General features: G+C 67.7%; 21 protein-coding genes. 9 read left to right on the top strand and 12 right to left on the bottom strand.

The window, feature by feature from the left end:
- Window positions 1-105 precede the first annotated feature (105 nt).
- The 6 genes from ACM1PE_RS26235 to ACM1PE_RS26210 all read left to right on the top strand — a co-directional run bounded on the left by ACM1PE_RS26235 (window position 106) and on the right by ACM1PE_RS26210 (window position 4,397).
- The gene (locus ACM1PE_RS26235) at window positions 106-270 is read left to right on the top strand and encodes a rubredoxin (RefSeq protein ID WP_003814980.1); all 165 of its coding nucleotides are present in this window, start codon (window positions 106-108) and stop codon (window positions 268-270) included.
- A gap of 153 nt (window positions 271-423) precedes the next feature.
- Entirely contained in the window at window positions 424-1,011 is a 588-nt protein-coding gene (locus ACM1PE_RS26230) for a YqgE/AlgH family protein (RefSeq protein WP_059377582.1), read from the top strand.
- Entirely contained in the window at window positions 1,004-1,405 is a 402-nt protein-coding gene (gene ruvX / locus ACM1PE_RS26225) for a Holliday junction resolvase RuvX (RefSeq protein WP_059377673.1), read from the top strand. Before ACM1PE_RS26230 ends, ruvX begins: the two co-directional genes overlap by 8 nt.
- A gap of 21 nt (window positions 1,406-1,426) precedes the next feature.
- Complete coding sequence (locus ACM1PE_RS26220) at window positions 1,427-2,374, top strand: aspartate carbamoyltransferase (RefSeq protein ID WP_419341450.1); 948 nt, start codon at window positions 1,427-1,429, stop codon at window positions 2,372-2,374.
- Window positions 2,371-3,660 carry a dihydroorotase gene (locus tag ACM1PE_RS26215; protein ID WP_419341449.1) on the top strand — a complete coding sequence of 430 codons (1,290 nt, stop codon included), beginning with the start codon at window positions 2,371-2,373 and terminating at the stop codon, window positions 3,658-3,660. The genes ACM1PE_RS26220 and ACM1PE_RS26215 overlap by 4 nt, the downstream gene beginning before the upstream one ends.
- Window positions 3,657-4,397 (top strand): lysophospholipid acyltransferase family protein, encoded by a 741-nt coding sequence (locus tag ACM1PE_RS26210; protein WP_059377587.1) that lies wholly within the window; start codon window positions 3,657-3,659, stop codon window positions 4,395-4,397. The genes ACM1PE_RS26215 and ACM1PE_RS26210 overlap by 4 nt, the downstream gene beginning before the upstream one ends.
- 918 nt (window positions 4,398-5,315) lie before the next feature.
- Here the strand turns inward: ACM1PE_RS26210 and ACM1PE_RS26205 are convergent.
- The 12 genes from ACM1PE_RS26205 to ACM1PE_RS26150 form a co-directional block, all read right to left on the bottom strand.
- Window positions 5,316-6,149 (bottom strand): symmetrical bis(5'-nucleosyl)-tetraphosphatase, encoded by an 834-nt coding sequence (locus ACM1PE_RS26205; protein ID WP_059374024.1) that lies wholly within the window; start codon window positions 6,147-6,149, stop codon window positions 5,316-5,318.
- Window positions 6,146-7,324 (bottom strand): LPS export ABC transporter permease LptG, encoded by a 1,179-nt coding sequence (gene lptG, locus ACM1PE_RS26200; RefSeq protein ID WP_118935093.1) that lies wholly within the window; start codon window positions 7,322-7,324, stop codon window positions 6,146-6,148. The genes ACM1PE_RS26205 and lptG overlap by 4 nt, the downstream gene beginning before the upstream one ends.
- An 80-nt stretch (window positions 7,325-7,404) precedes the next feature.
- Window positions 7,405-8,127: a monofunctional biosynthetic peptidoglycan transglycosylase gene (mtgA, locus tag ACM1PE_RS26195; RefSeq protein WP_054458994.1), complete on the bottom strand. Its 723-nt coding sequence runs from the start codon at window positions 8,125-8,127 to the stop codon at window positions 7,405-7,407.
- Between the two features lie 5 nt (window positions 8,128-8,132).
- On the bottom strand, window positions 8,133-8,996 hold the full coding sequence (aroE, locus tag ACM1PE_RS26190) for a shikimate dehydrogenase (RefSeq protein ID WP_059374022.1): 864 nt from the start codon (window positions 8,994-8,996) through the stop codon (window positions 8,133-8,135).
- Window positions 8,993-9,892, bottom strand: coding sequence for a TonB family protein (locus tag ACM1PE_RS26185; protein WP_280016856.1), 900 nt, complete (start codon window positions 9,890-9,892; stop codon window positions 8,993-8,995). The genes aroE and ACM1PE_RS26185 overlap by 4 nt, the downstream gene beginning before the upstream one ends.
- 130 nt (window positions 9,893-10,022) lie before the next feature.
- Window positions 10,023-11,111, bottom strand: coding sequence for an ABC transporter ATP-binding protein (locus ACM1PE_RS26180; protein WP_118935095.1), 1,089 nt, complete (start codon window positions 11,109-11,111; stop codon window positions 10,023-10,025).
- Window positions 11,104-12,876 (bottom strand): ABC transporter permease, encoded by a 1,773-nt coding sequence (locus tag ACM1PE_RS26175; RefSeq protein ID WP_059374020.1) that lies wholly within the window; start codon window positions 12,874-12,876, stop codon window positions 11,104-11,106. Before ACM1PE_RS26175 ends, ACM1PE_RS26180 begins: the two co-directional genes overlap by 8 nt.
- A 144-nt stretch (window positions 12,877-13,020) precedes the next feature.
- Window positions 13,021-14,118: an ABC transporter substrate-binding protein gene (locus ACM1PE_RS26170; protein WP_059374019.1), complete on the bottom strand. Its 1,098-nt coding sequence runs from the start codon at window positions 14,116-14,118 to the stop codon at window positions 13,021-13,023.
- Window positions 14,119-14,271: 153 nt separating this feature from the next.
- The gene (locus ACM1PE_RS26165; protein WP_059374018.1) at window positions 14,272-16,758 is read right to left on the bottom strand and encodes an extracellular solute-binding protein; all 2,487 of its coding nucleotides are present in this window, start codon (window positions 16,756-16,758) and stop codon (window positions 14,272-14,274) included.
- Window positions 16,745-17,416 carry a response regulator transcription factor gene (locus ACM1PE_RS26160; protein WP_059374017.1) on the bottom strand — a complete coding sequence of 224 codons (672 nt, stop codon included), beginning with the start codon at window positions 17,414-17,416 and terminating at the stop codon, window positions 16,745-16,747. The genes ACM1PE_RS26165 and ACM1PE_RS26160 overlap by 14 nt, the downstream gene beginning before the upstream one ends.
- 792 nt (window positions 17,417-18,208) lie before the next feature.
- Window positions 18,209-19,735, bottom strand: coding sequence for a glycerol kinase GlpK (glpK, locus tag ACM1PE_RS26155; RefSeq protein WP_059374016.1), 1,527 nt, complete (start codon window positions 19,733-19,735; stop codon window positions 18,209-18,211).
- Window positions 19,722-21,176, bottom strand: coding sequence for a DHA2 family efflux MFS transporter permease subunit (locus ACM1PE_RS26150; RefSeq protein ID WP_419341444.1), 1,455 nt, complete (start codon window positions 21,174-21,176; stop codon window positions 19,722-19,724). Before ACM1PE_RS26150 ends, glpK begins: the two co-directional genes overlap by 14 nt.
- Before the next feature lie 98 nt (window positions 21,177-21,274).
- Between ACM1PE_RS26150 and ACM1PE_RS26145 the strand changes: the two genes are divergently transcribed.
- Genes ACM1PE_RS26145 through panC form a run of 3 tightly spaced genes read left to right on the top strand, consistent with a single transcriptional unit; the run spans window position 21,275 to window position 23,261 of the window.
- On the top strand, window positions 21,275-21,463 hold the full coding sequence (locus tag ACM1PE_RS26145; RefSeq protein WP_042796240.1) for a DUF3460 family protein: 189 nt from the start codon (window positions 21,275-21,277) through the stop codon (window positions 21,461-21,463).
- Between the two features lie 16 nt (window positions 21,464-21,479).
- Window positions 21,480-22,370 carry a segregation and condensation protein A gene (locus ACM1PE_RS26140; protein WP_059374014.1) on the top strand — a complete coding sequence of 297 codons (891 nt, stop codon included), beginning with the start codon at window positions 21,480-21,482 and terminating at the stop codon, window positions 22,368-22,370.
- Window positions 22,371-22,406: 36 nt separating this feature from the next.
- Window positions 22,407-23,261 (top strand): pantoate--beta-alanine ligase, encoded by an 855-nt coding sequence (panC, locus tag ACM1PE_RS26135; RefSeq protein ID WP_118935156.1) that lies wholly within the window; start codon window positions 22,407-22,409, stop codon window positions 23,259-23,261.
- The last annotated feature ends 20 nt before the right edge of the window (window positions 23,262-23,281 follow it).

The following is a 23,281-nucleotide window of genomic DNA, read 5'->3' as shown; positions in this document are numbered from 1 at the left end:
GGGGAACCCCTATTGGGTTTCGGTAAGATTGTCCCCATTCTAATGGAAGCCCCTTACCTTTGCCCTGATGCCGGGCAAGGGCCTGGATTGATGTAAGAGAGAACTATGCGTACTTGGATGTGTTTGATTTGCGGCTGGGTCTATGACGAAGAGGCCGGCCTGCCCGACGAAGGCATTGCGCCCGGCACCCGCTGGGAAGACGTGCCCCCAAACTGGGTCTGTCCTGAATGCGGCGCCCGCAAAGAGGACTTCGAATTGATGGAAATCTGAGGCCACAGCGCCGACATATTCCGCCAAGGCTCGTAAGATGGGGCTACGCCCCATCCTTCGCAACCGTGGGCCGGACCTGCCGCCAGGCATGATGATTGCTGGGTACGCGCGGCCTCCCCACGGTTCTTTCAGATTACCCATGTAGGGGTTGCCATGACGGAAAAACATCACGAAGACGCCGCGACGCAGGCAGCCAATTTCGCCAACCAATTCCTGATCGCCATGCCCGGCATGGTTGAAGGCAGCCTGGCGGGTTCGGTCATCTATGTCTGCGAACATACCGAACGTGGCGCGCTGGGCCTGGTCATCAACCGGCCCACCGACCTGACGCTGGGCACCCTGTTCGAGCGCATCGACCTGACGCTCGAAATCGGTCCCGTGAAGGACACCCTGGTCTTCTTTGGCGGTCCGGTGCAGACCGACCGCGGTTTCGTGCTGCATGCGCCGGCCGGCGACTACAGCTCCAGCATCAAGCTGGGCGACATGGCGCTGACCACCTCGCGCGACGTGCTGCAGGCCGTGGCCGACGGCAAGGGGCCGGCCCGCATGCTGGTCACGCTGGGCTACGCCGGCTGGGGTGCGGGCCAGCTCGAAAGCGAGATGGCGCAGAACGCCTGGCTCAGCGTGGGCGCCGACGACAACATCATTTTCGACGTGCCCCCCGAGGAACGCTATCCGGCCGCGCTGAAGCTGCTGGGCATCGATCCGGTGATGCTGGCGGGCGATGCCGGACATGCCTGAAGAGACCCTGCTTGCCTTCGATTTTGGCGAGAAGAAGATCGGCATCGCCATCGGCAATACGCTGACGCGCCAGGCGCGTCCGCTGGAAATCATCTTCAGCGAAGTCCGCGAGGCGCGCTTCGGCCGCATCGCGGCGCTGCTGCAGGAGTGGCAGCCCCACCGCGTCGTGGTGGGGCTGGCGCTGGACGCCGACGGCGGCGAACAGCCCGCCACCGCGCGCTGCCGCCGCTTCGCCAACCAACTGCACGGCCGCTTCGGCCTGGCCGTCGAACTGGTCGACGAACGCGGCTCCAGCATGGAGGCGCAGCGCCTGCTCGGCACCCATGCCGCCGACGACGCGATGGCGGCTGCCGTTATCCTGCAACGATACCTGGACACCCTGCCTGCGTCCTGAGGCGCGCGGTCCGGACTGCCTATGCTCAATCCGCAACTCGATCGCCGCGGCGAACTGATACACCTGTTGACCACCGAAGGGCTGCCCCGCCGGCACGTCGAACGGCTGCTGGACGCGGCGCGCGCCTGGGCGGCGCGCGCCTGGGCGGCGCGCGGCGATGCCGCGGGGGCGGCGCCGGCCTGCCCATCGCCCGCGATGCCGGTATTCCTGTGCCTGCCCGACGAGTCCGCGCGGGACCGCGACGCCTACACCGCCGCTGCGCAGCGCTTGTCGCTGTCTGCGGTGGCCCTGGATCCGCAGGCCGGCGACGCGCTGGCCGCAACCGTCGCGCGCTTGGCCCCGGGCCTGCTGGTGCTGCGCCATGGCGCCAGCGGCGCGGCGCATTGCGCGGCCGCGCACGCGGCGCCAGGCCTGCGCATCCTTAACGCGGGTGACGGCAGCCACGCCGATCCCTTGCCCGCGCTGGCGCTGGTGCAAGCCATGCTCGACGCGCGGCAGGACCTGACCAATCTGGCCGTGACGCTGGTGGGCGACATCCGCCACTCGCGCGTGGCGCGTTCCGTCATCCATGCCATGACCACGCTGGGCGTGCCCGAAGTCCGCGCCGCCGCGCCGCGCACCCTGTTGCCTGACGGACTGCCGCAGCTCGGCGTGCGCGCCTGCGCCACGCTGCGCGAAGGCTTGCAGGATGCGGACGTGGTCATCGCGCTGCCCTTGCATGTGGAAGGGATCAGCGGCGCGCAACTGCCTTCCGCCCGCGAATACGCGCAGGCCTACGGCCTGACGCCGGAGGCCCTGGCCGCGGCCCGCGCCGATGCCCTGTTGCTGCCGGCGGGCGCGCTGACGCCCGGCATCGAGGTCGACGGCGATGTGTCGGCCAGCCTGGCGCCCATCGAGGCGCGGCTGGCGGATATCGAACAGCATTTGCGCCTGGCCGCCATGGAATTGCTGACCGGAGACGCATCGTGAGGCTGCATATCGCCAATGGCCGGCTGATCGATCCCGCCAATGCGGTGGACGGACGGCACGATCTCTACATCGCCGACGGCCACGTCGTCGCCGTGGGCCGCGCGCCCGACGGTTTTCAAGCGGATCGCTCCCTGGACGCAAGCGGGCTGGCGGTGCTGCCGGGCCTGATCGATCTGTCCGCGCGCGTTACGCAACCGGGCGCGGCGGCCTTCGCCGCCGCCGAACTGCGCGCGGCGCTTGCTGGCGGCGTCACCCGGCTGGTGCTGCCGCCGGATCCCGGCGCGCCGCTGGACGAGCCCGGCAAGGCCGAGGCCCTGATGCGCCACGCCGAGGCCGGGCAATGCCGGGTCCATCCGTTGGGCGCGATGACGGTGGGACTGGCCGGCGAAACGCTGGCCGAGATGGGCCTGCTGGCGCAGGCCGGCTGCCTGGCCTATACGCAGGGCGAGCAGGGCATCGCCGATACGCGCGTGCTGTGGGGCGCGATGCGCTATGCCGGCGGCATGGGCCTGGCGCTGTGGCTGCGTCCGCAGGATCCGTGGCTCGCGCGCGGCGCCGTGGCTGCAAGCGGCGCCTACGCCGAGCGCCTGGGCCTCGAAGGGCTGCCGCCGCAGGCGGAAACCGTGGCGCTGCACACCATTTTCGAATTGCAGCGCGTCACCGGCGCGCGCGTGCACCTGACGCGACTGTCCTCGGCCGCCGGACTGGAACTGCTGCGCGCCGCCCGGCGCGAGGGCTTGCCGGTCACGGCCGATGTGTCCGTCCACAACCTGCACCTGACCGACGTCGACATCGGCTTCTTCAACACGGACTTCCGCCTGAACCCGCCGCTGCGCGGCCAGCGCGACCGCGACGCGATCCTGGCCGCATTGGCCGACGGCACGATCGATGCGCTGTGCTCCGATCACAATCCGATCGACGACGCCGCCAAAGCCGTGCCGTTCCCGTTGGCCGAGCCCGGCGCTACCGGGCTGGAGCTGCTGCTGTCCCTGGCCCTGAAGTGGGCGCGCGATCACCGCCGGCCCCTGGCCGAAGCGCTGGCGCGCGTCACTTGCGGCCCCGCCGCGGTGCTGGCCAGCGTTGCGCCACTGGCCGCAGCCGCGGGCCATCTGGGCGTGGGAGCGCCAGCAGACCTGTGCCTGGCCGACCTGGAAGCCGAATGGCTGGTGATGCCCGGCGCGCTGCAAAGCCGCAGCGGCCATACCCCGTTCGCGGGTATGATGCTGCCCGGCCGCGTCCGCGCCACCGTGGTAGGTGGCAGCCTGGCCTGGGAGACTCCGGTTTGAAGCTGCTGCGCTTTGTTCTTAGGCTGTTCCTCGTGGTGCCCTGGATTCTCTTCGGCCTCTTGTGCGTGGGCCTGGTGTATCCCCTGATCGGCCCCAAAGCACGGGCCTGGCTGAATCGCCGCTGGTCGCGCTGCCTGATGGCCTTCTGTGGCCTGCGGGTTGTCCTCAAGGGCGAGCCGCGCCTGACCGGTCCGGTGCTGCTGGTGGCCAATCACGTGTCCTGGATCGACATCTTCGTGTTGAATTCGGCGCGCGCCACCTCCTTCGTCGCCAAGAGCGAAATCCGCAGCTGGCCGATCATCGGTTGGCTGGTGGCCGGCGCCGGCACGCTCTTCATCGAACGCGGCCAGCGGCATGCGGTGCACGCCATGGGTGAATCCATGCATGCCCGCTTCAAGCAGGGCGATGCGGTGGGATTGTTTCCCGAAGGCACGACCAGCGAGGGCTTCGAGCTATTGCCCTTCCATGCCAGCCTGTTCGAACCGGCACGTTCGGCCGCCGTCGAGATCCAGCCGGTGGCCTTGCGCTTCCTGCAGCACGGCAAGCGCAGCGGCTATGCGGCGTTCGTGGGAGAGGAGTCCTTGGTCGCGAATCTCTGGCGGGTGCTGGGCGTGACGGGCTTGGCCGTCGAAGTGGTGTTCCTGCCGCCGTTGGCGGCGCGACACCCGGACGGGAGCCTGCCTACGCGGCTGGAGCTTTCGCATCAGGCCCGGGATGCGATTTTGAGTGTGCTGTAGCTAAGGCTAGAGCGCTTCGTAGGTCGTCCGTCGTCGCGGGCGCCGATGCGGCGAGCGCCCACGATTGCGGTCCGGAGCGTTCGCTCCGGACTGCCCCATCCTCATCCTCGTCCTCGCCTTCGGCGACTCCTTCGGATTCCGTCGGGCGCATCGAGGTTGCTCGCCGCATCGGCGCCCGCGCCGACGGACTACGTGCGTCTTGGCTTGTTGCGCCGCTAGAGCAGTGGTTGGGGGCGTGTCTTGCGGGGCCCGCCCCAGGCCGGCCGCGCGGGCGGCCTTTTGGGGCTTACGCGGTGTCTTGCGTCTGGTGATGACGCTGCGCGCTGGTGGTTGGTGAATTTTGGTACGTGGGGCGCCGAAGCAGGTCGGTCGGCCAACAATCGTCATTTCAACCCCAGTGCCGGATGGGTGGCGCGCGTGACGGTCAGCATGCGCAAGCAGTTCGCCATCGCGCGCCACCCATCACCGCCCATCCCCCACGAGCTGGCGACCACTAGTCAACGGCTCACCGCATTCGCGCAAGCGAACACAATTGAAATTCAAGGAATCACGTATGTCATTCTCGGCCGCCCGCGCGGCCGAGAATGGCGGGCAGCTCAGGATTCGTCCCCGACCACGGCTCCAGCGGTGCACCAAGCCAAGATTCAAGTAGCCCGTCGGTGCGGGCGCCTGAGTGGCGGGCAACCTCGATGCGCCCGAGGGAATCTGAAGGGAAGGCCGCAGGCCTGGACGAAGATGACGAAGGGGAAGTCCGGAGCGAAGGCTCCGGACCGCGATCGTGGGCGCCCGCCACTCAGGCGCCCGTGCCGACGGGCGGCCTACGAAGCATCCCGTGTGACTGGGAACGGCCTACGAAGCATTCAGTGCGACTGAGAACCGCCTACGGAAGCATCCAGTGCGACCGAGAAAGCCTCAAACCTACTCAGACAACGGATCCTGAAACTGCGAACACTTGACCTGCACCAGCCTCCGATCCTGCAATCGCAAAGCCGTCAGCGACCCGCCCCAAACGCACCCCGTATCCAGGCAGATCACATCCGGCCGTTGCAATAGGCCCAGCGTCGACCAATGGCCGAACACCGTCGTGACATTCCGCGTGGCGCGGTTGGGCACGTCGAACCAGGGCACCAGGCCGGTAGGCCAGGCGCCCGGCGTCACCTTGGTGGCGAATTCCATGTGACCGTTGGGCGTGCACAGGCGGATGCGCGTCAGCGCGTTGATGATGACCCGCATGCGCTTGCCGCCCTTGTGGTCTTCTTTCCACGTGGCAGGCTCGTTGCCATACATCTTTTGCAGCGCCTTCTGCCAGTTCGGTCCGCGCAGGGCGTCCTGGACTTCGCCAGCCAGCGCCAGCGTCTTGGCCACGTCCCATTTGGCCAGCGTGCCGGCGTGCACCAGCAGGTGGTTCTGTTCGAAGTGGGCCAGCGGGCGAAAGCGCAGCCAATTGATCAGGTCGGCCGCGTCCGGCGCGCGCAGGATGCCCTCGAGGGTGTCCGATTTGGACGGCTTGCGCACCCCCGCGGCCGTGGCCAGCAGGTGCAGGTCATGGTTGCCCAGCACCGAGGTCGCGCGGTCGCCCAGGTCGATGATGCGGCGCAGGGTTTCCAGCGACTCGGGGCCGCGGTTGACCAGATCTCCGGCGAACCAGAAGCGCGACTGGGGGTCGCCGACCAGTTCGGGATGGGACAGCAAGCGATCCAGCGGCGAGCAGCAGCCCTGCACGTCGCCGATCATCCAGATACTGCCGTTCATGCGGGACTTTTGCTCCAAGGCCAACGTTGTTGCACGATCCGCGTGATGGTGTGGCGGTACTCCATGTAGCTCATGGCGCCCAACGCCACGATCATGGCGCCGATGTTCGGACCCAGGGCGGTCAGCCAGGCTGGCCATTTGCCCAGCATGCCCACGTTCAGGGCCAGCTGGTTCAGCATGAAGAAGCCCACGCCGAGCAGGATGCCGATGAAGACCTTGGCGCCTACGCCGCCGCGGCGCGTTTGCATCAGGCCGATCGGAGCGGCAATGGTGATCATGACCAGCAGGGTGAACGGATACGCCAGTTTGCGCCACAAGGCGACGACCTGTCGACCATATTGCAGCTGGTTGTTGCGCAAATAATCCACATAGTCCAGCAGCGTGGCGATGGACATGCGTTCAGGCGTCAGCACGCGGGCCAGCAGGCGTTCGGCGCTGAGGGTGGTGTCGATATTGCGCTCGGGGACCTTGACCACGGTGGCGGGCGGGTGCTTGGGCGGACGCGCGTTGGCCAGCGCGTCTGCGGCTTCGTCGTCCAGCCGGGTTTCGGTGACGTCCTTGAGCAGCAGATCGCCGCGGGTGAACAGGCCGGTCGGCGCGGTGGACAGGGCGGACAGCGTCAGGTCTTTCTTGAACTCGTAGAGGATGACGGAGCTGACCTGGCCGTCGCCCTTGAGTTCGCCGATGTTGATGATGCGGGTGCCGCCGTCGGCGGTGGGTTCCTTGAACCAGTAGCCGCTCTTGAGGCGGTCGCCGCCGGCCTTGCCGCGGAACAGCAGGTTGGCCTCGCCGGATTTGATTTCGGCCCAGGGCGTGACGTACTCGGACAGCAGGGCCGCGCCTATCATCAGCGGAATCGTGACGATCCAGAGCATGCGCAGCAGCTTCATGCCGCTGACGCCGGATACCCGCAGGATGACCAGCTCGTTGCGCTGGGCCAGGCCCGCCAGCGCCAGAATGGCGCCGATCAGCAGGCCGATGGGAAGCAGGTCGTAGAGACGGGTCGGGATCGCCAGCGCCTGCATGTACAGCAGGGCCATCATGGAGAACTTGTCGCCGACGTTGTCCAGATCGTCCACCAGCGCGAAGAACGTGAAAAGGCCCAGCAGGGCCATGAGGACCACTGCGCAAGAGCGATAGATCTCGCGGGCCAGGTAGCGACGTGCGGTACGCATGAAGAAATGGAGGAACGCCTAAACCCGAAAGCTTAACAAATCCCGCCGCCGAGGGTGGGGGCCGGAGCGCCGGATCCGTGTCAGGGAATGTCGACCATCTGCATTCGCCGCGTCAGGACGCCGACCCGGGAGTTCAGGTACCGGGTATTGCGGTGGGCGTCATAGAAGCGCGGGTTGGGCAGCATGGCCGCCAGCCGGGCCGACTGGCTGGCCCCGAGGTTGGCGGCGGAAGTATTGAAATAGTGCTTGGCGGCAGCCTGGGCGCCGAATACGCCTTCGCCCCATTCGGCCACGTTCAGATACAGCTCCAGAATCCGCTCCTTGCTCATGACGTGTTCGATCATGTAGGTCAGGACGAGTTCCTGGCCCTTGCGGATATAGCTGCGGGAACTGGACAGAAACAGGTTCTTGGCCAGCTGCTGGGTGATGGTGGAGCCGCCGCGCATCTTGCTGCGGCCGGCTTCCTGCTGCTTCTGGTTGTATTCCCAGGCCTTGCGGATGGCGTCCCACTCGACGCCGTCGTGCTCGGTGAAGTTGGAGTCCTCGGACGCCACCACCGCGCGTTTGAGGTTGCGGTTGATCTTGTCGTAGGGCACCCATTCGTACTTCAGCTCGAAATCGGGGTTGCCGTCGCTCAGGCGGGAGCGTTCCTCGCGCATGATCGCGCTGCTGCCCGGGGGGCGATAGTTGTACCAAACCACCTGGGCGAACAGCCAGAACTGGTAGAGCAGCACCAGGCACACCAGCGCCATCAGCGCGCCACTGATGATCCGGAACCAGGAGCGGCCCTTGCGCGTCGCCATGCGGTCTATTGCCCGGCCTTGAGGGCCTCGCGCAGCGCGGCCAGCACCGGGGCGGGGTCGGGACGCACGCCATGCCAGATGTAGAAGCTTTCGGCCGCCTGGCCCACCAGCATGCCCAGGCCGTCGGCCGTGAGGGCGGCGCCGTCGGCTTGGGCCTGCTGCATGAAGGCGGTGGGCTGGGCGCCGTACATCATGTCGTAGGCGGCGGCGCCGGGCGCGTAGAGGCCCGGGGGCAGGTCCGGGGCGGCGTTCTGCAGGCCGCTGGCGGTGGCGTTGATGACCAGGTTCCAGCCGCCGGCCAGGGCGGCGTCCGCCAGGCTGCCGCCCGTGACAGCCGTCTGCGGCGACACGCCGCTCTCGTGCCAGGAGGCAGCCAGTTCTTCCGCCTTGGATGCGGTGCGGTTGACGATGTGGATGCGGGCGCAGCCGGCCTCGGCCAGCGGCTGCAGCACGCCGCGCGCTGCGCCGCCCGCGCCGACCAGCAGCACGGACGCCCCGGTGAGGCGCACGCCCAGGCGCAACAGGTCCGACACCAGGCCCACGCCGTCGGTATTGCAGCCATGCCAGGCGCCGTCGCGCCAGGACAGGGTGTTGACCGCGCCGGCCAGGCGGGCGCGGCTGGACAGGCGGCCGGCGGCCAGGGTGTAGGCGTCCAGCTTGAAGGGCACCGTTACGTTCAGGCCCAGCCCGCCCTCGGCGACGAAGGCGGCGACCGCCTCGGCAAAGCCGTCCACCGGGGCCAGCAGGCGCTCGTAGCGCAGCGGCTTGCCGGTCTGCTCGGCAAACATGGCGTGGATCTGGGGTGAGCGGCTGTGCGCGATGGGGTTGCCGATGACGGCGTATCTGGCGAGAGGGGGCGCCTCGGTCATGGGGCTTGTGTTTCCAGGGTGTCGTTGACGAAATGCCAGGTGCGGGTGATGACCAGCACGTCCGTGTCGCGCGCGATATCGGGCGGGAACGGCGGGAAGGGAGCGGCCAGCTGGACGATGCGGCGGGCCGCCTGGTTCAGCACGGCATGCGGCGAGGGCTGGTCGATCTCGACATTGGCGATGCTGCCGTCGGCGCGCACCGACACCGTGATGCGCAGGGATCCGTAGATGCGGCCGCGGGCCTCGTCCGGGTAATGCTGGGTGCCGACCGTTTCGATGCGGGTGCGCCAGGCGTCCAGGTAGGCGGCGTAGCGCGAGGCCTCGGCGGAAGGCGCCACGAATTGCTTGCGCGGTTCGGCGCTGTATTGCTGGACCCGCGCCGCCAGCGCGGCCACCTGGGCGCTCTGGATGACGCTGGCCTGGTCCTCGGCGTCGCGGCCGAGGTCGGCGCCGTCGGGCCAGGGGTTGACGGCCTGGCGCTCGGCGCCTGCCTTGTCGGCGGCGCGCAGCTGGGTCATCAGGCGGGTCTGTTCGGCTTCCAATTGCACCTGGCGGCGCCGCATGGCCTCCAGCACGATGGTTTCGGCCGATTCGCCGGTGCGGGGCAGCGGGGTGGTGGACATGCCGCGCTCGGCATTGCCGCCGCCAGTCATCTGGTTCTGGGCCTGCGCGCGCGGCGTTTCCGGCGGCGTTTCGCTGCGGGCATTGAGCAGCACGACCTCCAGGCTGGTGACTGGCGGGCGCGAGAGCGCGGGCGCGCCGAAGCGCCACGCCAGGGCGCCGGCGTGCACCAACAGCGATATCGCGATGCCGATGCGCAGGTAATGCTGGGCGGGTGCGCCCAGCCACCGCAGGTAACGGCTCAGCGAGGAGGGGGAATCAGCGAGGCGTTGCACCTGCGCATTGTAGAGCGAGTCCAGGTCCGCCGGGCGCCCGTGGCGGTTCACACGGAAAGCCTAGGCCTGACGTGCGTAAGCCCTGGCCCCGGGTCTGCAATAGCCCCCGGGGCGGAATCCGGACGGCGCTTCAGGCGGCCGTGCGGGGGAAGACCCAGACCTTGCTGGCCGGCAGCGACAGCCGGCAGGGGCCGGGCTCGCGGCCTTCGGGGCCATAGGCGCGCAGGGCCAGGGTATGGGCCGGGTCGGCGTCGGGGGTGCGGAACAGGTACTCCCAGCGGTCGCCCAGATACATGCTGGTCAGCAGCGGCATGTCCACGTGGTTGCCGTCGGGGTCGTCCGCCAGCCGCACTTGCTCCACCCGGATGACGGCGGTGCCGTCCTGGCCCTGGGCCACCCCCGGGCTGGCCTTGCCCCACAGCGACCAGCCGCGCCCTTCGATGCGGGCCTGGCCGTCGCGAACCTCGGTGACCTTGCCGTCCAGCCGGTTGTTGCTGCCCATGAATTCGGCGGTGAACAGGGTGGACGGGGAACCGTACATCTCCTGCGGCGTGCCCTGTTGTTCGATCTTGCCGTTGTTCAGCAGCAGGATGCGGTCCGAAATCGCCATGGCTTCGCTCTGGTCATGCGTCACCATCAAGGCCGACAGGCCCAGCCGGATGATCAGCTCGCGCAGGAAGGCGCGGGCCTCCTCGCGCAGCTTGGCGTCCAGGTTGGACAGCGGTTCGTCCAGCAGGATGACCGGCGGGCTGTACACCAGCGCCCGGCCGATGGCCACGCGCTGCTGCTGGCCGCCGGACAGGGCGTGCGGATGGCGCTGGCCCAGCTTGCCCAGGCCCAGCTGGTCCAGCACGGCCTGCACGCGTTCGCGCACCTCGGCGCCGGGCACCTTGCGCAGCTTGAGCGGGTAGGCCACGTTCTCGAACACGGTCTTGTGTGGCCACAGCGCGTAGGACTGGAACACCAGGCCCAGGTTGCGCTCCTCGGCCGGGATCTCCTTCTTCGCCGCGCCGTCGTAGACGACGCGTTCGCCGATGGTGATGCGGCCGCGCTTGGGACCTTCCAGGCCGGCCACGGCGCGCAGCAGCGTGGTCTTGCCGCTGCCCGAGGGACCCAGCAGCGACACCACTTCGCCTTGGCGCAGCTGCATCGACACGCCCTTGAGCACCGGGTTGTCGCCGTAATCCAGGTGCAGGTCTTCTACAGAAAGCTCAATCATGAAGTTTGACTCCGAATCGCAGGGCGACGCCCAGGCCGATCACGACCAGAACGATATTGATGAAGGAAAGCGCGGCCACGATGTCGATGGCGCCCGAGGCCCACAGCGACACCAGCATGGAGCCGATGGTTTCGGTGCCGGGCGACAGCAGATAGACGCCGGTGGAGTACTCGCGCTCGAAGATCAGGAACATCAGCAGCCAGGAACCGATCAGGCCGTACTTGGCCAGCGGCACCGTGACGTGGCGGGTGACCTGGCCGCGGCGCGCGCCGGCGCTGCGGGCGGCTTCTTCCAGTTCCGGACCTACTTGCAGCAAGGTCGAGGAAATCAGCCGCAGGCCATAGGCCATCCACACCACCGTGTAGGCCAGCCACACGCTGAAGATGGTGCTGCGCATGGCGCGCAGCCATTCGATGAAGTTCTCGCGCAGCCATTCCGCGAAGGGCAGGGCCGACAGCCAGCCGCCTTCGTCCAGGGCGTTGTCCAGCCACATCGGCACGAACAGGAACACCCACAGGAACGCCAGGCCGGCCAGGAGGCCCGGCACCGCGCGCGGCACCAGCACGCTGTAGTCCATGAAGCGGGTGACGTTGTCCGGCTTGCGGTGCATGGCCAGGCCCACGAACATGTAGCAGAACACGGCCAGCGCGCCGCCGAACACGCCGATGGCCACCGAGTTGACGATGGCGCGCATCAGGTTGGGCTGCGAGAACACGGTGCGGAACGCGTCCAGCGACAGCACGTCCAGCAGCGACACACCCATGCCCCAGTTGGACACGAACGCACGCAGCAGCACGCCCAACAGCGGCACCACGATGGTCACCAGCAGCCAGAACGCCACCACCCCGCCGGCCACCCAGCGCCACTTGCCCAGCGGCAGGGCGCGGGCGCGCGAGGCCTTGCCCTTGACCGTGACGAAGCGGTTGGCGGTGCGCATCAGGCGGCGCTGCAGCATCACCAGCGGAATCGTCATGCAGATCAGCACCACCGCCACGGCGGCCATCAGGTGATAGGACGGGATACCCAGCTTGTTGGTGAGCTTGTACAGATACGTCGCCAGCACCAGGTTGCCTTCCGGATCGCCCAGCACCAGCACCAGGCCGAATACTTCCAGGCCCAGGAAGAACAGCAGCACGGTGGCGTACAGCATGGCCGGACGCACCATGGGCAGGCTGACCGACACCATCACGCGCAGCGGCGAGGCGCCGGACACGCGCGCGGCTTCCTCGACGTCGGAACCCATGCTGCGCAGCGCCGACGAGATGTACAGGTAGGCGTGCGGCACGTGGGTCAGGCCGGCGATGATGACGATGCTGGTCAGCGAATAGACGTTCCAGGGCACGAAGCCCAGGATGTTTTGCGCCCAGGTCGAGAAAAAGCCGACCGGACCCGCCGCCACAACGTAGCCGAAGCCCAGCACCATGGGCGACACGAACACCGGCACCAGGATCAGCGGCTCGATCCAGCGGCGGCCGGGCAGGTCCGTGCGTATCATCAGGAAGGCCAGCATGCCGCCCAGCGGGATGGCGATGACGGCCAGGCCGAAGGCCAGGATGAAGCCGCTTTTCAGGGCCTTGTAGAAATCGGGATCCGCAAAGATGAAGCGGAACGCGTCCAGGCTGAAGACCTTGGACGGCGAGAAAAAGGGCGCGGACAGAAAGCTCTGGATGATGATGAACGACAGCGGCACATAAATGGCCAAAGCCGTGATCAGCACCACCACGCCGCGGGGCAGGGACTGCCATTTCGAGCGCAATGACTGCATGGGGAATCCTGTGTTCTTGAATGGCGCGGAGGTCGCGCGGCCGGGTCGGGGGCGACCGCCCCGGCGGCGGTCAGGCGGACGGCGGCGCGCCGCCGTCCTCTGCGCGCGAGGCGGCCCGGAACCGTGGCTCCGGGCTGCGCGGCATTACTTGCCTGCCGCGGCGCGCCAGTCCTTGATGAACTGCAGGCGCTTGTTCTGCTCCAGGTAGTCCAGCAGCGTTTCATTGACCGGGATCGGCTTGAGCGAGGCGCCCAGCTTCTTGGTCATGCCGTCGACGTCGTTGTCGCCTTCGATGTCGTCGCGCACGGAGGCCAGGTCGGCCTGGTTCGCCAGGATGGTCTGGCCCTTCTGCGACAGCAGGTAGTCCATCCACAGCTTGGCGGCATTGCGGTTCTTGGCCTTCTTGCTGATGAAGGCCACGCGCGACAGAACCAGCGCGTAGTCGGTCGGGTAGGCCACGCCCAGCGACGGGTCGCTCTTGGCGCGCGTTTCGGCGTAGGAACCCAGGATGTTGTAGCCGATCAGGTTTTCGCCGGAGGACACGCGTTCCATCATGGTGCCGGTGGACGATTGCACGATCAGGCCGCCTGCGGCGATGCCCTTGAGCGTCTCGAAGTACTTGGGGTCGTTGACCTTGTCCTGCACCGCCAGCATGAAGCCCACGGCCGACTTCTCGATGTCGTAGGTGGTGACCTTGTTCTTGAACTTGTCCGGCTGGCTGGCGATCAGCTTGGCCAGGGCGCCGTGCGTGGTGGGCACCTCGGCGGCGGGGATCAGGCGCTTGTTGTAGATGAACACGGCCGGTTCATAGGTGGTGCCGTAGGCGGAATCCTTCCACACCGCCCAGGCCGGCAGCTTGCCGACTTCCGGCGACTTGTATTGCAGGGCGTAGTCGCTGGCCAGCTTCAGGGCCGAGTCCATCGACGAGCTCCAGACGACGTCGCCGCTGGTGCCGCCGGCCGCCTGCTCGCTGATGTAGCGGTTGTAGAGTTCGGTGCTGTTCATGTCGTTGTATTCGACCTTGATGCCCGGGTACAGCGCTTCGAAGCCCTTGATGACGGGGCCGGCGGCCTTGGTGTCGGTGGTCGAATAGATGACGACCTTGCCTTCCTTCTTGGCGCCGTCCAGGATCTTCTGGTAGTCGGCCGGATAGCCGGCCGGCACTTGCTGCGCAAAGGCGCTGCCGGCGGCAAGGGCGAATGCAGCGGCGCAGGCGGCCGCCAGTTGGGACTTGGCAAGCATGGGTGTGTCTCCGATGAGTCTTGTGGTTGGAGCGGGATCCGTGTCCAGCTTGCGGGCATCTTAGGAGCCGGCGTCTGTCGTCGTCCTGTCATGGCGGCAGGACGCGACTAGGGGAAATCCCTGGGCGGGGTGGGCGCGGCGCGCCCAAAAACGTTACGGCCGCGCGGGCGTGTCGGTCACCAGCCGGATCCAGTTCTGCACGAAGCGCGAATGGCGGCGCTGGTCCAGGCCGACCAGCAGGGCCGGGCTCAGCACCACTGGCTGCACGATGCCCTGGGAGCGCGCCAGCACCGCTTCGGAGGTCCAGCGCCCGGGGGTGTCCTCCATGATGGAACCCAGCGCGGCATGGCTGGACGCCACCTGCTGGCCGGCCGGAGACAGCAGCCAGTCCACCAGCGCGCGGCCCAGTTCCGGGCTGGGCGCGGTGCGCGCGATCAGCACCGAGCGCGCCAGCACCAGCACATAGTCCTGTGGAAAGACCACGCCGATGGGCGCGCCCGCCGCCTGTCGCGACAGCGCGTAGGAGCCGAGGATGTTGTAGCCGATGTCGATCTGGTCGCTCTCGATGGCGTCCAGAATCTCGGCGCTGGTGGCCGACAGGCGCACGCCAGCCTGGCCCATGGCGTTGGCCAGCCCCCAGAAGTTCGACGACACCAGCTCGTCCTGTTCGGCCAGCAGATAGCCCACGCTGCTGGTCGCGATGTCATAGGTGCCGATGCGGCCGCGCAGCTTCGCGGCGTCGCGTTCCAGCAGGCGCAGCAGGTCCTGGCGCGAGCGCGGCACGGTGGCTTCGGTATAGCGCTTGGGGTTGTAGACGATGACGGCCGGCTCGAAGGTGAAACCGTAGACCTCGTGGCGCCAGATGGCCCAGGAGGGCAGCTTGGCGGCATAGGGCGAGGAATAGCTCATCGCATAGCCGTCGTTGGCCAGCCGGATCTGCAGGTCCGAGGCCGAGCTCATCAGCACGTCGACATCCTTCAACTGCCCGGCGATGGCGGCTTCGTAGAGTTCGCGGCTGCCCATCTCGCGGTACACCACGGTGACGTCCGGCCGTTGCGACTGGAAGCCCTGGATCAGCGGCGCGACCACCGGCGTATCCGTGGGGCCGGCAATGGTCAGGACGCGGGACGTGGGCTGCGGCGCGGGGTAGCGGGTGACGATTGCCGCGATGTCGGCGGCGCGTACCTCGGCGGGGGCCGAGGCCAGCAGCAGGCCCGCCATGCACAACGCGCCCAGGCAGGCGGCTGCCGCGCGTCCCGGCGCGGAACGCGCCAGCGGCAGGATCACGCGCGCCGTCAGGCCGCCGCCCGGACGGTCTTGCAGCCAGAGCGAACCGCCGTGGGCGGCAGCCACCGAGCGCACGATGGACAGCCCCAGCCCCGACCCAGGCTGTGTTTCGCCGGCGCGGCCGCGGGTGAAACGCTGCTGCACGGCGTCCTTTTCGTCGTCGGCCACGCCCGGCCCGCGGTCCGACACGGTGAGCGCAACGCGAAAGCCCGCCACGGGCGTGGCCTGGATGTCCACGGGGCCGTCGGGCGCATAGCGCAGGGCGTTGTCCACCAGGTTGCGCAGCATCTCGCGCAAGGCGACGCGGTCGCCGGCGATGCGGGCGCGGCGGACCTCGGGCGCGATCTCGATGCGCAGCCGCTGCGTTTCCAGCGGACCGATGCGGCGGCGCGTTTCGTTGACGGTCTCGGCCACGCCCACCAGCGTGCGCGATCCCTTGCCCAGGCGGTGCGTGATGGTGGCGTCCATCAGCAGCTGGTTGATCAACTGGCTGGCATGGGTGGCGTTCAGATGGATGCGTTCGAGGCGCGCGTGCAGCCTTTGCTGATCGGTTTCCTCCAGGGCGACTTCGGCTTGAGCGCGCAGCGAGGCCAGCGGCGTACGGACCTGGTGGGCGGCGTCCGCCACCAGGGTGTTGAGCGTACCCATGACGCCGGACAGGCGCTGCATGAAGGCGTTCAGCGCTTCGACCAGCCGCCGCACTTCGCGCGGCACGGGCGTCACCAGCGGCGCCAGGTCGTCGGGCGCGCGGCTGCGCAACTCGCGCTCCACCACGGCCAGCGGCGCGAAGGCCCGCTGCACGCCGAACCACAGCAGGCCCAGCGCCACCAGGGACACCACCACCAGCGGCAGCGCGGTACGTCCCAGGATCTCGTCGGCCAGCGCTTCGCGCGACCCCAGCGTCTCGGCCACGCGCACCGTGACCCAGCCGGCATGTTGGCTGGCGGACACCAGCCGGCCCACGGTGGCGACGCGGACAGGTTCGTCGTGATAGCGCAGATAGGCGAACACCGGCGTGGCCGACTGCGCCAGCGGCATGCCGGGCGCCAGGTCGTCGTAGCCGGTGATGAGGCGGCCGTTCGAGGTGCGGGCTTCGTAGAACACCCGCTCGCCGCCGGACAGCATGGCCAGCGAGGACACCGGCGGTTCGACGGTGACGTTGTTGTCTTCGATCTGCACCGAGCCGGCAATGGTCAGCGCCGAGGCCGCCAGCAGCCGGTCGAAAGCCTGTTCCGCCGCGCGCTGCGCGTAGCCGCGCAGGAAGAACACCAGCCCGATCAGCGCGCAGGCCAGCAGCAGCACCCCCAGCGCCAAGACGCGGCGGCGGATGGAAAAGTTCTCAGGGTTCTTCATGGCTGCGGGCCTGATAGCCGACGCCGCGCACGGTGACGATATCGATCGAGGCGCCCGTCAGCTTCTTGCGCAGCCGCGATATCAGCAGCTCCAGCGCATTGAGGGTGCCGTCGTCCAGGTCGAAGAGCTGGTTCATCAGGCGTTCCTTGGCGACGGTCTGGCCCAGCTTGCCTAGCAGGATCTCCAGCAGCCGGAATTCACGCCGCCCCAGCTCCAGCGGCGCGCCGGCCACGCTGACATTGCGGTTGGCAAGGTCCAGGCTGAGGTTGCCGTAGACGGTGACGCTGCTGGTCTGGCCAGCGGGGCGGCGCATCAGCGCGCGCAGCCGGGCTTCGAGTTCGCGCAGATCGAAGGGCTTGACCAGATAGTCGTCGGCGCCCAGGTCCAGCATGTCGATCTTGTCTTCGATTTCGGCGCGCGCGGTCATGACCAGCACGGGGGCTTCCAGCCCGGCGGCGCGCAGTTCGCGGATGACGGTGAAACCATCTTTGCCGGGCAGATTGATGTCCAGCACCAGGGCATCCCAGGTCTCGTCCAGGCCCCAACGCAGCGCCGCCACGCCGTCGCGCACCCATTGCACGCTATGGCCGGCAAAACGCAGCTTGCTTTCCACGGCATCGCCGAGATCGAGATTGTCCTCGACCAGCAAAATGCGCATGTGTTGCCTCCGTGTCTTTTGTTGCTTTCGGGGGGGAGTTTATAGGGCTGTGGAGGTTCTGTGGGTCTTGATGCGGGCGCGGGCTTGGTTCTTAAGACGCCTGTCGCGTCGGCGGCCTGCGGGGCGCGGGGACGGCCGGCGTGATTGGCGCTCTGGCCACGGGCGGTGGGAAGTTGGCGTGTCTTGCGGGGCCCGCCCCAGGCCGGCCGCGCGGGCGGCCTTTTGGGGCTTACGCGGTGTCTTGCGTCTGGTGATGACGCTGCGCGCTGGGGGGAATTTTGGTACGCAGGGCGCTGAAGCAGGTCGGTCGGCCAACAATCGTCATTCCAACGCCAGTGCCGGATGGGTGGCGCGCGTGACGGTCGGCATGCGCAAGCAGTTCGTCACCGCGCGCCACCCATCACCGCCCATCCCCCAATGATATGGCGACCATTAGCAAACCACTCGCCGCATGCGCGCAAGCGAACACAATTGAAATTCAAGGAATCACGTATGTCATTCTTGGCCGCCCGCGCGGCCGAGAATGACGGGCAGCTCAGGATTCGTCCCCGACCACGGCTCCAGCGGTGCACCAAGCCAAGATTCAAGTAGCCCGTCGGTGCGGGCGCCCGCCACTCAGGCGTCCGCGCCGACGGGCGGCCTACGAAGCAGAGCGGCCTACGAAGCAGAGCGGCCTACGAAGCAGAGCGGCCTACGAAGCAGAGCGGCCGACGAAGCACAGGACCGGCACCCCGAAACCCTGCCAACGAGAAGCCTCGGGCGCACTCAAAACCAGAAAGCTACAAAGCCCGCCTACTTCCCAGCGCTATCCGCCCACCCCTTCGACAACTCCACCGCCTGCCGCCACCGCTTCATCCGCGCCGCCCGCACGGACTCCGGCCAGGTCGGTTCGAACGTCCGCTCCGCCTGCCACTTCGACGCGAATTCATCCAGCCCCGACCAGAACCCGACCGCCAGCCCTGCCAACCCCGCAGCCCCCAGCGCCGTCGATTCCGACACGCGCGGACGGACCACCGGGACGCCCAGCAAATCTGCCTGCATCTGCATCAGCAGGTCGTTGCGGGCGGCGCCGCCGTCCACGCGCAGCTCGGTCAGCGCGATGCCGCTGTCGCCGTTCATGCAGGTCAGCAGTTCGGCGCTTTGCAGCGCGATGGATTCCAGCGTGGCGCGGGCGATGTGGGCGCGGGTGGTGCCGCGGGTCAGGCCCACCAGCGTGCCGCGCGCATAGGGATCCCAGTGCGGCGCGCCCAGGCCGGCGAAGGCCGGGACCATGAAGACGTCGTCGGTGTCGGCCACGCTGGCGGCCAGGGATTCGATTTCTTCCGAACGCTGGATGATGCCCAGGCCGTCGCGCAACCATTGCACCGCGGCGCCGGCCACGAACACGCCGCCTTCCAGCATGTAGGTCGGACGCCAGCCGCTGTTGCCGGCTTGCGGCAGGCCCCAGCCCACCGTGGACAGCAGATTGTTGTGGGATTGCACCGGTTTTTCGCCTACGTTCATCAGCATGAAGCAGCCGGTGCCGTAGGTGTTCTTGGCCATGCCCGGCGTAAAGCAGGCCTGGCCGAAGGTGGCCGCCTGCTGGTCGCCGGCGTTGCCGGCGATCGGGATGGAGCCGCCCAGCCACTCTGGCAGGGCGTCGCCCACCACCGCGCTGCTGGGCGCAATGTTGGGCAGCACGCTGCGCGGGATCTTCAGCAGCGCCAGGATCTCGTCGTTCCAGTCCTGCGTGTGCAGGTCGAACAGCATGGTGCGCGAGGCGTTGCTCGGGTCGGTGCTGTGCACCGCGCCGCCGGTCAGTTGCCAGATCAGCCAGGTGTCCACCGTGCCGAAGGCCAGTTCGCCGCGGTCGGCCATCTGGCGCGCGCCCGGCACGTGGTCCAGCAGCCAGGCGAGCTTGGTGCCGGAGAAATAGGCGTCCAGCACCAGGCCGGTGCGCGATTGCAGGAAAGCGGCGTGGCCGTCCTGGCGCAGCTGGTCGCATAGCGGCGCCGTGCGGCGGTCCTGCCAGACGATGGCGCGCGCCAGCGGGCGGCCGGTGGCGCGTTCCCAGATCAGGGTGGTTTCGCGCTGATTGGTGATGCCGATGGCGGCGATGTCGGCGGCGGTCGCGGCGGCATTGCGCAGGGCTTCGCGCGCCACGTCCAGCTGGCTGTGCCAGATCTCGCTGGCGTCGTGCTCGACCCAGCCCGGCCGCGGGTAGTGCTGGCGGAATTCGCGCTGGCCCACGCCGCGCACCACGCCCTCACGGTCGAACACGATTGCGCGGGAGCTGGTCGTGCCCTGGTCCAGGGCTAGGACAAATTCATTCGTCGTCACTTTGTTTAGCGCCGTTCAGGTGTGCCCCGGCCAGAGGGTCGAGGCGTCTAAAGGAGAAGGTCGAAGCCATGCACAGCAAGCCGACGACGATAAAGCCCGCGACGACATCGCGGATCGCCAGCGTTTCCGCGCCGCGCAAGGACATGCTGATGTTCAGCGTCACCGCGGCCACGCCCACGCCCAGGCTGATGCCCAGTTGCTGCGCCATCGCGGCGAAACTGCTGGCGCGGCTCATCTTGGACGGGGGGATGTCGGCATAGGTTAGCGTATTTACCCCGGTGAACTGTAGCGAACGGAAAAAGCCTCCGACCAGCAGGACCGCGATCATCAGCCACACCGGCGTGGCGGGCGTGAAGGCGCCGCAGACCACGATGAACGCACCCGCCAGCACGGCGTTCACGGTCAGGACCCGGCGAAAGCCGAAGTGCTTCACGATCGGGGTGGCCACGAACTTCATCAGCAGTGCGCCCGCGGCGCTGGCGAAAGTGATCAGGCCGGCCGCGAACGGCGTCAGGCCAAAGCCCACCTGCAGCAGCATGGCCAGCAGGAAGGGGGTGGCGCCCACGGCGAAGCGGCACAGATTGCCGCCCAGCGTGGAGATGGCGAAGGTGGGGATCCGCATCAGCGAGAGGTCGATGATCGGGTGCTCGGTGCGCTTGGCGTGCCAGCCGTAGAGCAGGCCGCAGACCGTGCCCACCGCGATCAGCCCCAGCAGCATGGACAGCGGCATGACGTCGCGGCCGATGGCCTCGAAACCGCTGACCAGGGCCGCCAGGCAGATTGAGCTGAGCAGGAAGCCCGGCCAGTCCAGGCGCGGGGCGGTTTCCTCGCGGATCTCCGCGACGTAGCGCAGCACCAGGAAAATTCCCAGGACGCCGATAGGGATATTGATCAGGAAGATCCAGTGCCAGGACATATAGGTGACCATGAAGCCGCCCAGCGGCGGTCCGATCACGGGGCCCAGCAGGGCCGGAATGGAAAGGAAGGACATGGCCTTCAGCAAGTCCTGCTTGGGCACGGTGCGCAGCAGGATGATGCGTCCCACTGGCACCATCATTGCGCCCGCCATCCCCTGGACGATGCGGGCCAGAACCAGTTGCGGCAGATCCTGGGACAGCGCACAGGCCACCGAGCTGAGCGTGAACAGGCCGATCGCCGCCACGAACACCCGCCGCGCGCCGTAGCGGTCGGCCGCCCAGCCGCTGACGGGCACGAATACCGCCACCGACAGCAGGTAGGAGGTGATGGCCACGTTCAGCCGCACCGGGGTCGACCCCAGGGCGTGGGCCATGGCTGGCAGGGCGGTGGCCACCACGGTGGCGTCCAGCATCTGCATGAACAGCGCACAGCCTACGATGAAGGGAATCATGCGCGCCGCGCGCGCGGCTTGCTCATTGGAAAGAGGAGCGGGACGGGCTGCTGCTGCGGTTTCTGCGGACATGGCGGGCGGGGGCGATGGGTGCCGCGAGATTGTAACGCCGGGGGGTCGGCCGCCGTGAAGTAAACTCCCAACATCCGAAACCCATTGAAATTGGTGCCATGGCGACCAACTACGAATCCGAGATCACCCTTTTCCTGAAGGACTACAAGAAATCGCATCCTGGCACCGAAGAGCGCCAGCGCGAGGGCCGCGCCCGCCTTTGGGACAAACCGCAGGACTCGGAGCTGCTGGAAGGCTTCCGCGCGGCCCGTGTGCCGCAAAAGCCGTACGTCTACCAAGCCGACTGAGCCCATTGCGGCAATCATGGCCCAAAACGCTTCCGTCCCGGGCGACGCCCTGGCCGCGCTAGTGGAACCGCCCGTCGACAGCACCCCTGACACGATCGACAGCGTGGCGTTCGCGCGCCTGTATGGCGAGCCGCTGTTCCAGATGCCCACGGACCTGTACATCCCGCCGGATGCGCTGGAAGTGTTCCTGGAAGCGTTTGAAGGGCCGCTGGACCTGCTGCTCTACCTGATCCGCAAACAGAACTTCAACGTGCTGGACATCCCCATGGCGGATGTCACGCGGCAGTATCTGTCGTATGTGGAGCAGATCCGCATCCACAATCTGGAGCTGGCCGCCGAGTACCTGCTGATGGCGGCGATGCTCATCGAGATCAAGTCGCGCATGCTGCTGCCGGTCAAGAAGACCGACACCGGTGAAGAGCCGGAAGATCCGCGCGCCGAACTCGTGCGCCGCCTGCTCGAATACGAGCAGATGAAGCTGGCCGCCCAGAAGCTGGACGCGATGCCGCAGCTGGGCCGCGACTTCGTCAGCAGCCAGGCGGTGGCCGACCTGAGCGTGGAGCGCATGCTGCCCGAGGTCAGCGTGGACGACCTGCGCGCGGCCTGGGCCGACATCATGAAGCGGGCCAAGCTGAACCAGCACCATCACATCACGCGCGAACAGCTGTCCGTGCGCGATCACATGACGCACATCCTGCGGCGCCTGAACGACGTGCGTTTCATGGAATTCGGCGACCTGTTCATGGAACGCGTGCGCGAAGGCGCGCCCGCGGCGGTGGTCGTCGTGCATTTCATCGCCATGCTGGAACTGGCGCGCGAGTCCTTGCTGGAAATTACGCAGGCCGAGCCCTATGCTCCCATCTATGTGCGCCTGGCCTACACCAGCGTGGCGGCGGTCGCGGCCTGATCCTGACCGGGCTGCCCCCAACCCCGGAGAAACTCCTTGAAAGTCGTACACACCATCCAGGAATTGCGCGATCACCTGCGCGGCCAGAATCGCGTGTCGTTCGTGCCCACCATGGGCAATCTGCACGAAGGCCATCTGTCCCTGATGAAGCTGGCGCGCCAGCATGGCGACCCGGTGGTGGCCAGCATCTTCGTGAACCGCCTGCAGTTCGGCCCCAACGAAGACTTCGACCAATATCCCCGCACGCTCGCCGCCGACATCGAGAAGCTCGAGCGCGAGCGCGACGTGTACGTGCTGTTCGCGCCGAACGAGCGCGAGATGTATCCCGAGCCGCAGAACTTCCGCGTCCAGCCTCCCGACGATCTGGGCGACATCCTGGAAGGCGAATTCCGCCCGGGCTTCTTCGAAGGCGTCAGCACCGTGGTGCTGAAGCTGTTTTCCTGCGTGCAGCCGCGGGTGGCGGTGTTTGGCAAGAAGGATTACCAGCAGCTGATGGTGGTGCGCAATATGTGCCGCCAGTTCCAGCTGCCCGTCGAAGTGCTGGCCCACGAGACCGTGCGCGCCGACGACGGCCTGGCCTTGTCCTCCCGCAACCGTTACCTCAGCGACGCCGATCGCGCCGAGGCGCCTGCGTTGTATGCCGCGCTGCGGCACGCCAACGAGCGTCTGGCCCAGGGCGAACGCGATGCCGCCGCGCTGGAGCGCGAAGCCGTCGAGACCCTGACCCGGCGCGGCTGGCAGGTGGACTACGTGGCCCTGCGCCGCCAGCGCGATCTCAAGCGTCCCGACGCCGCCGACCTGCAGGCCGGCGAACCGTTGGTGGCGCTGGCGGCGGCCAAGCTGGGCACGACCCGCCTGATCGACAATCTGGAGCTGGCCTACACGGCCTGACGCGGCAGGGCCCCAGGGGT

Origin of the sequence: Achromobacter sp. PD1, from assembly GCF_048541815.1 — a bacterium.
In the GTDB taxonomy this organism is placed as follows: Bacteria; Pseudomonadota; Gammaproteobacteria; order Burkholderiales; family Burkholderiaceae_B; genus Achromobacter; species Achromobacter bronchisepticus_A.
Note: the sequence above shows the minus strand (reverse complement) of the source record. Positions and strands in the feature narration are given on the sequence as shown.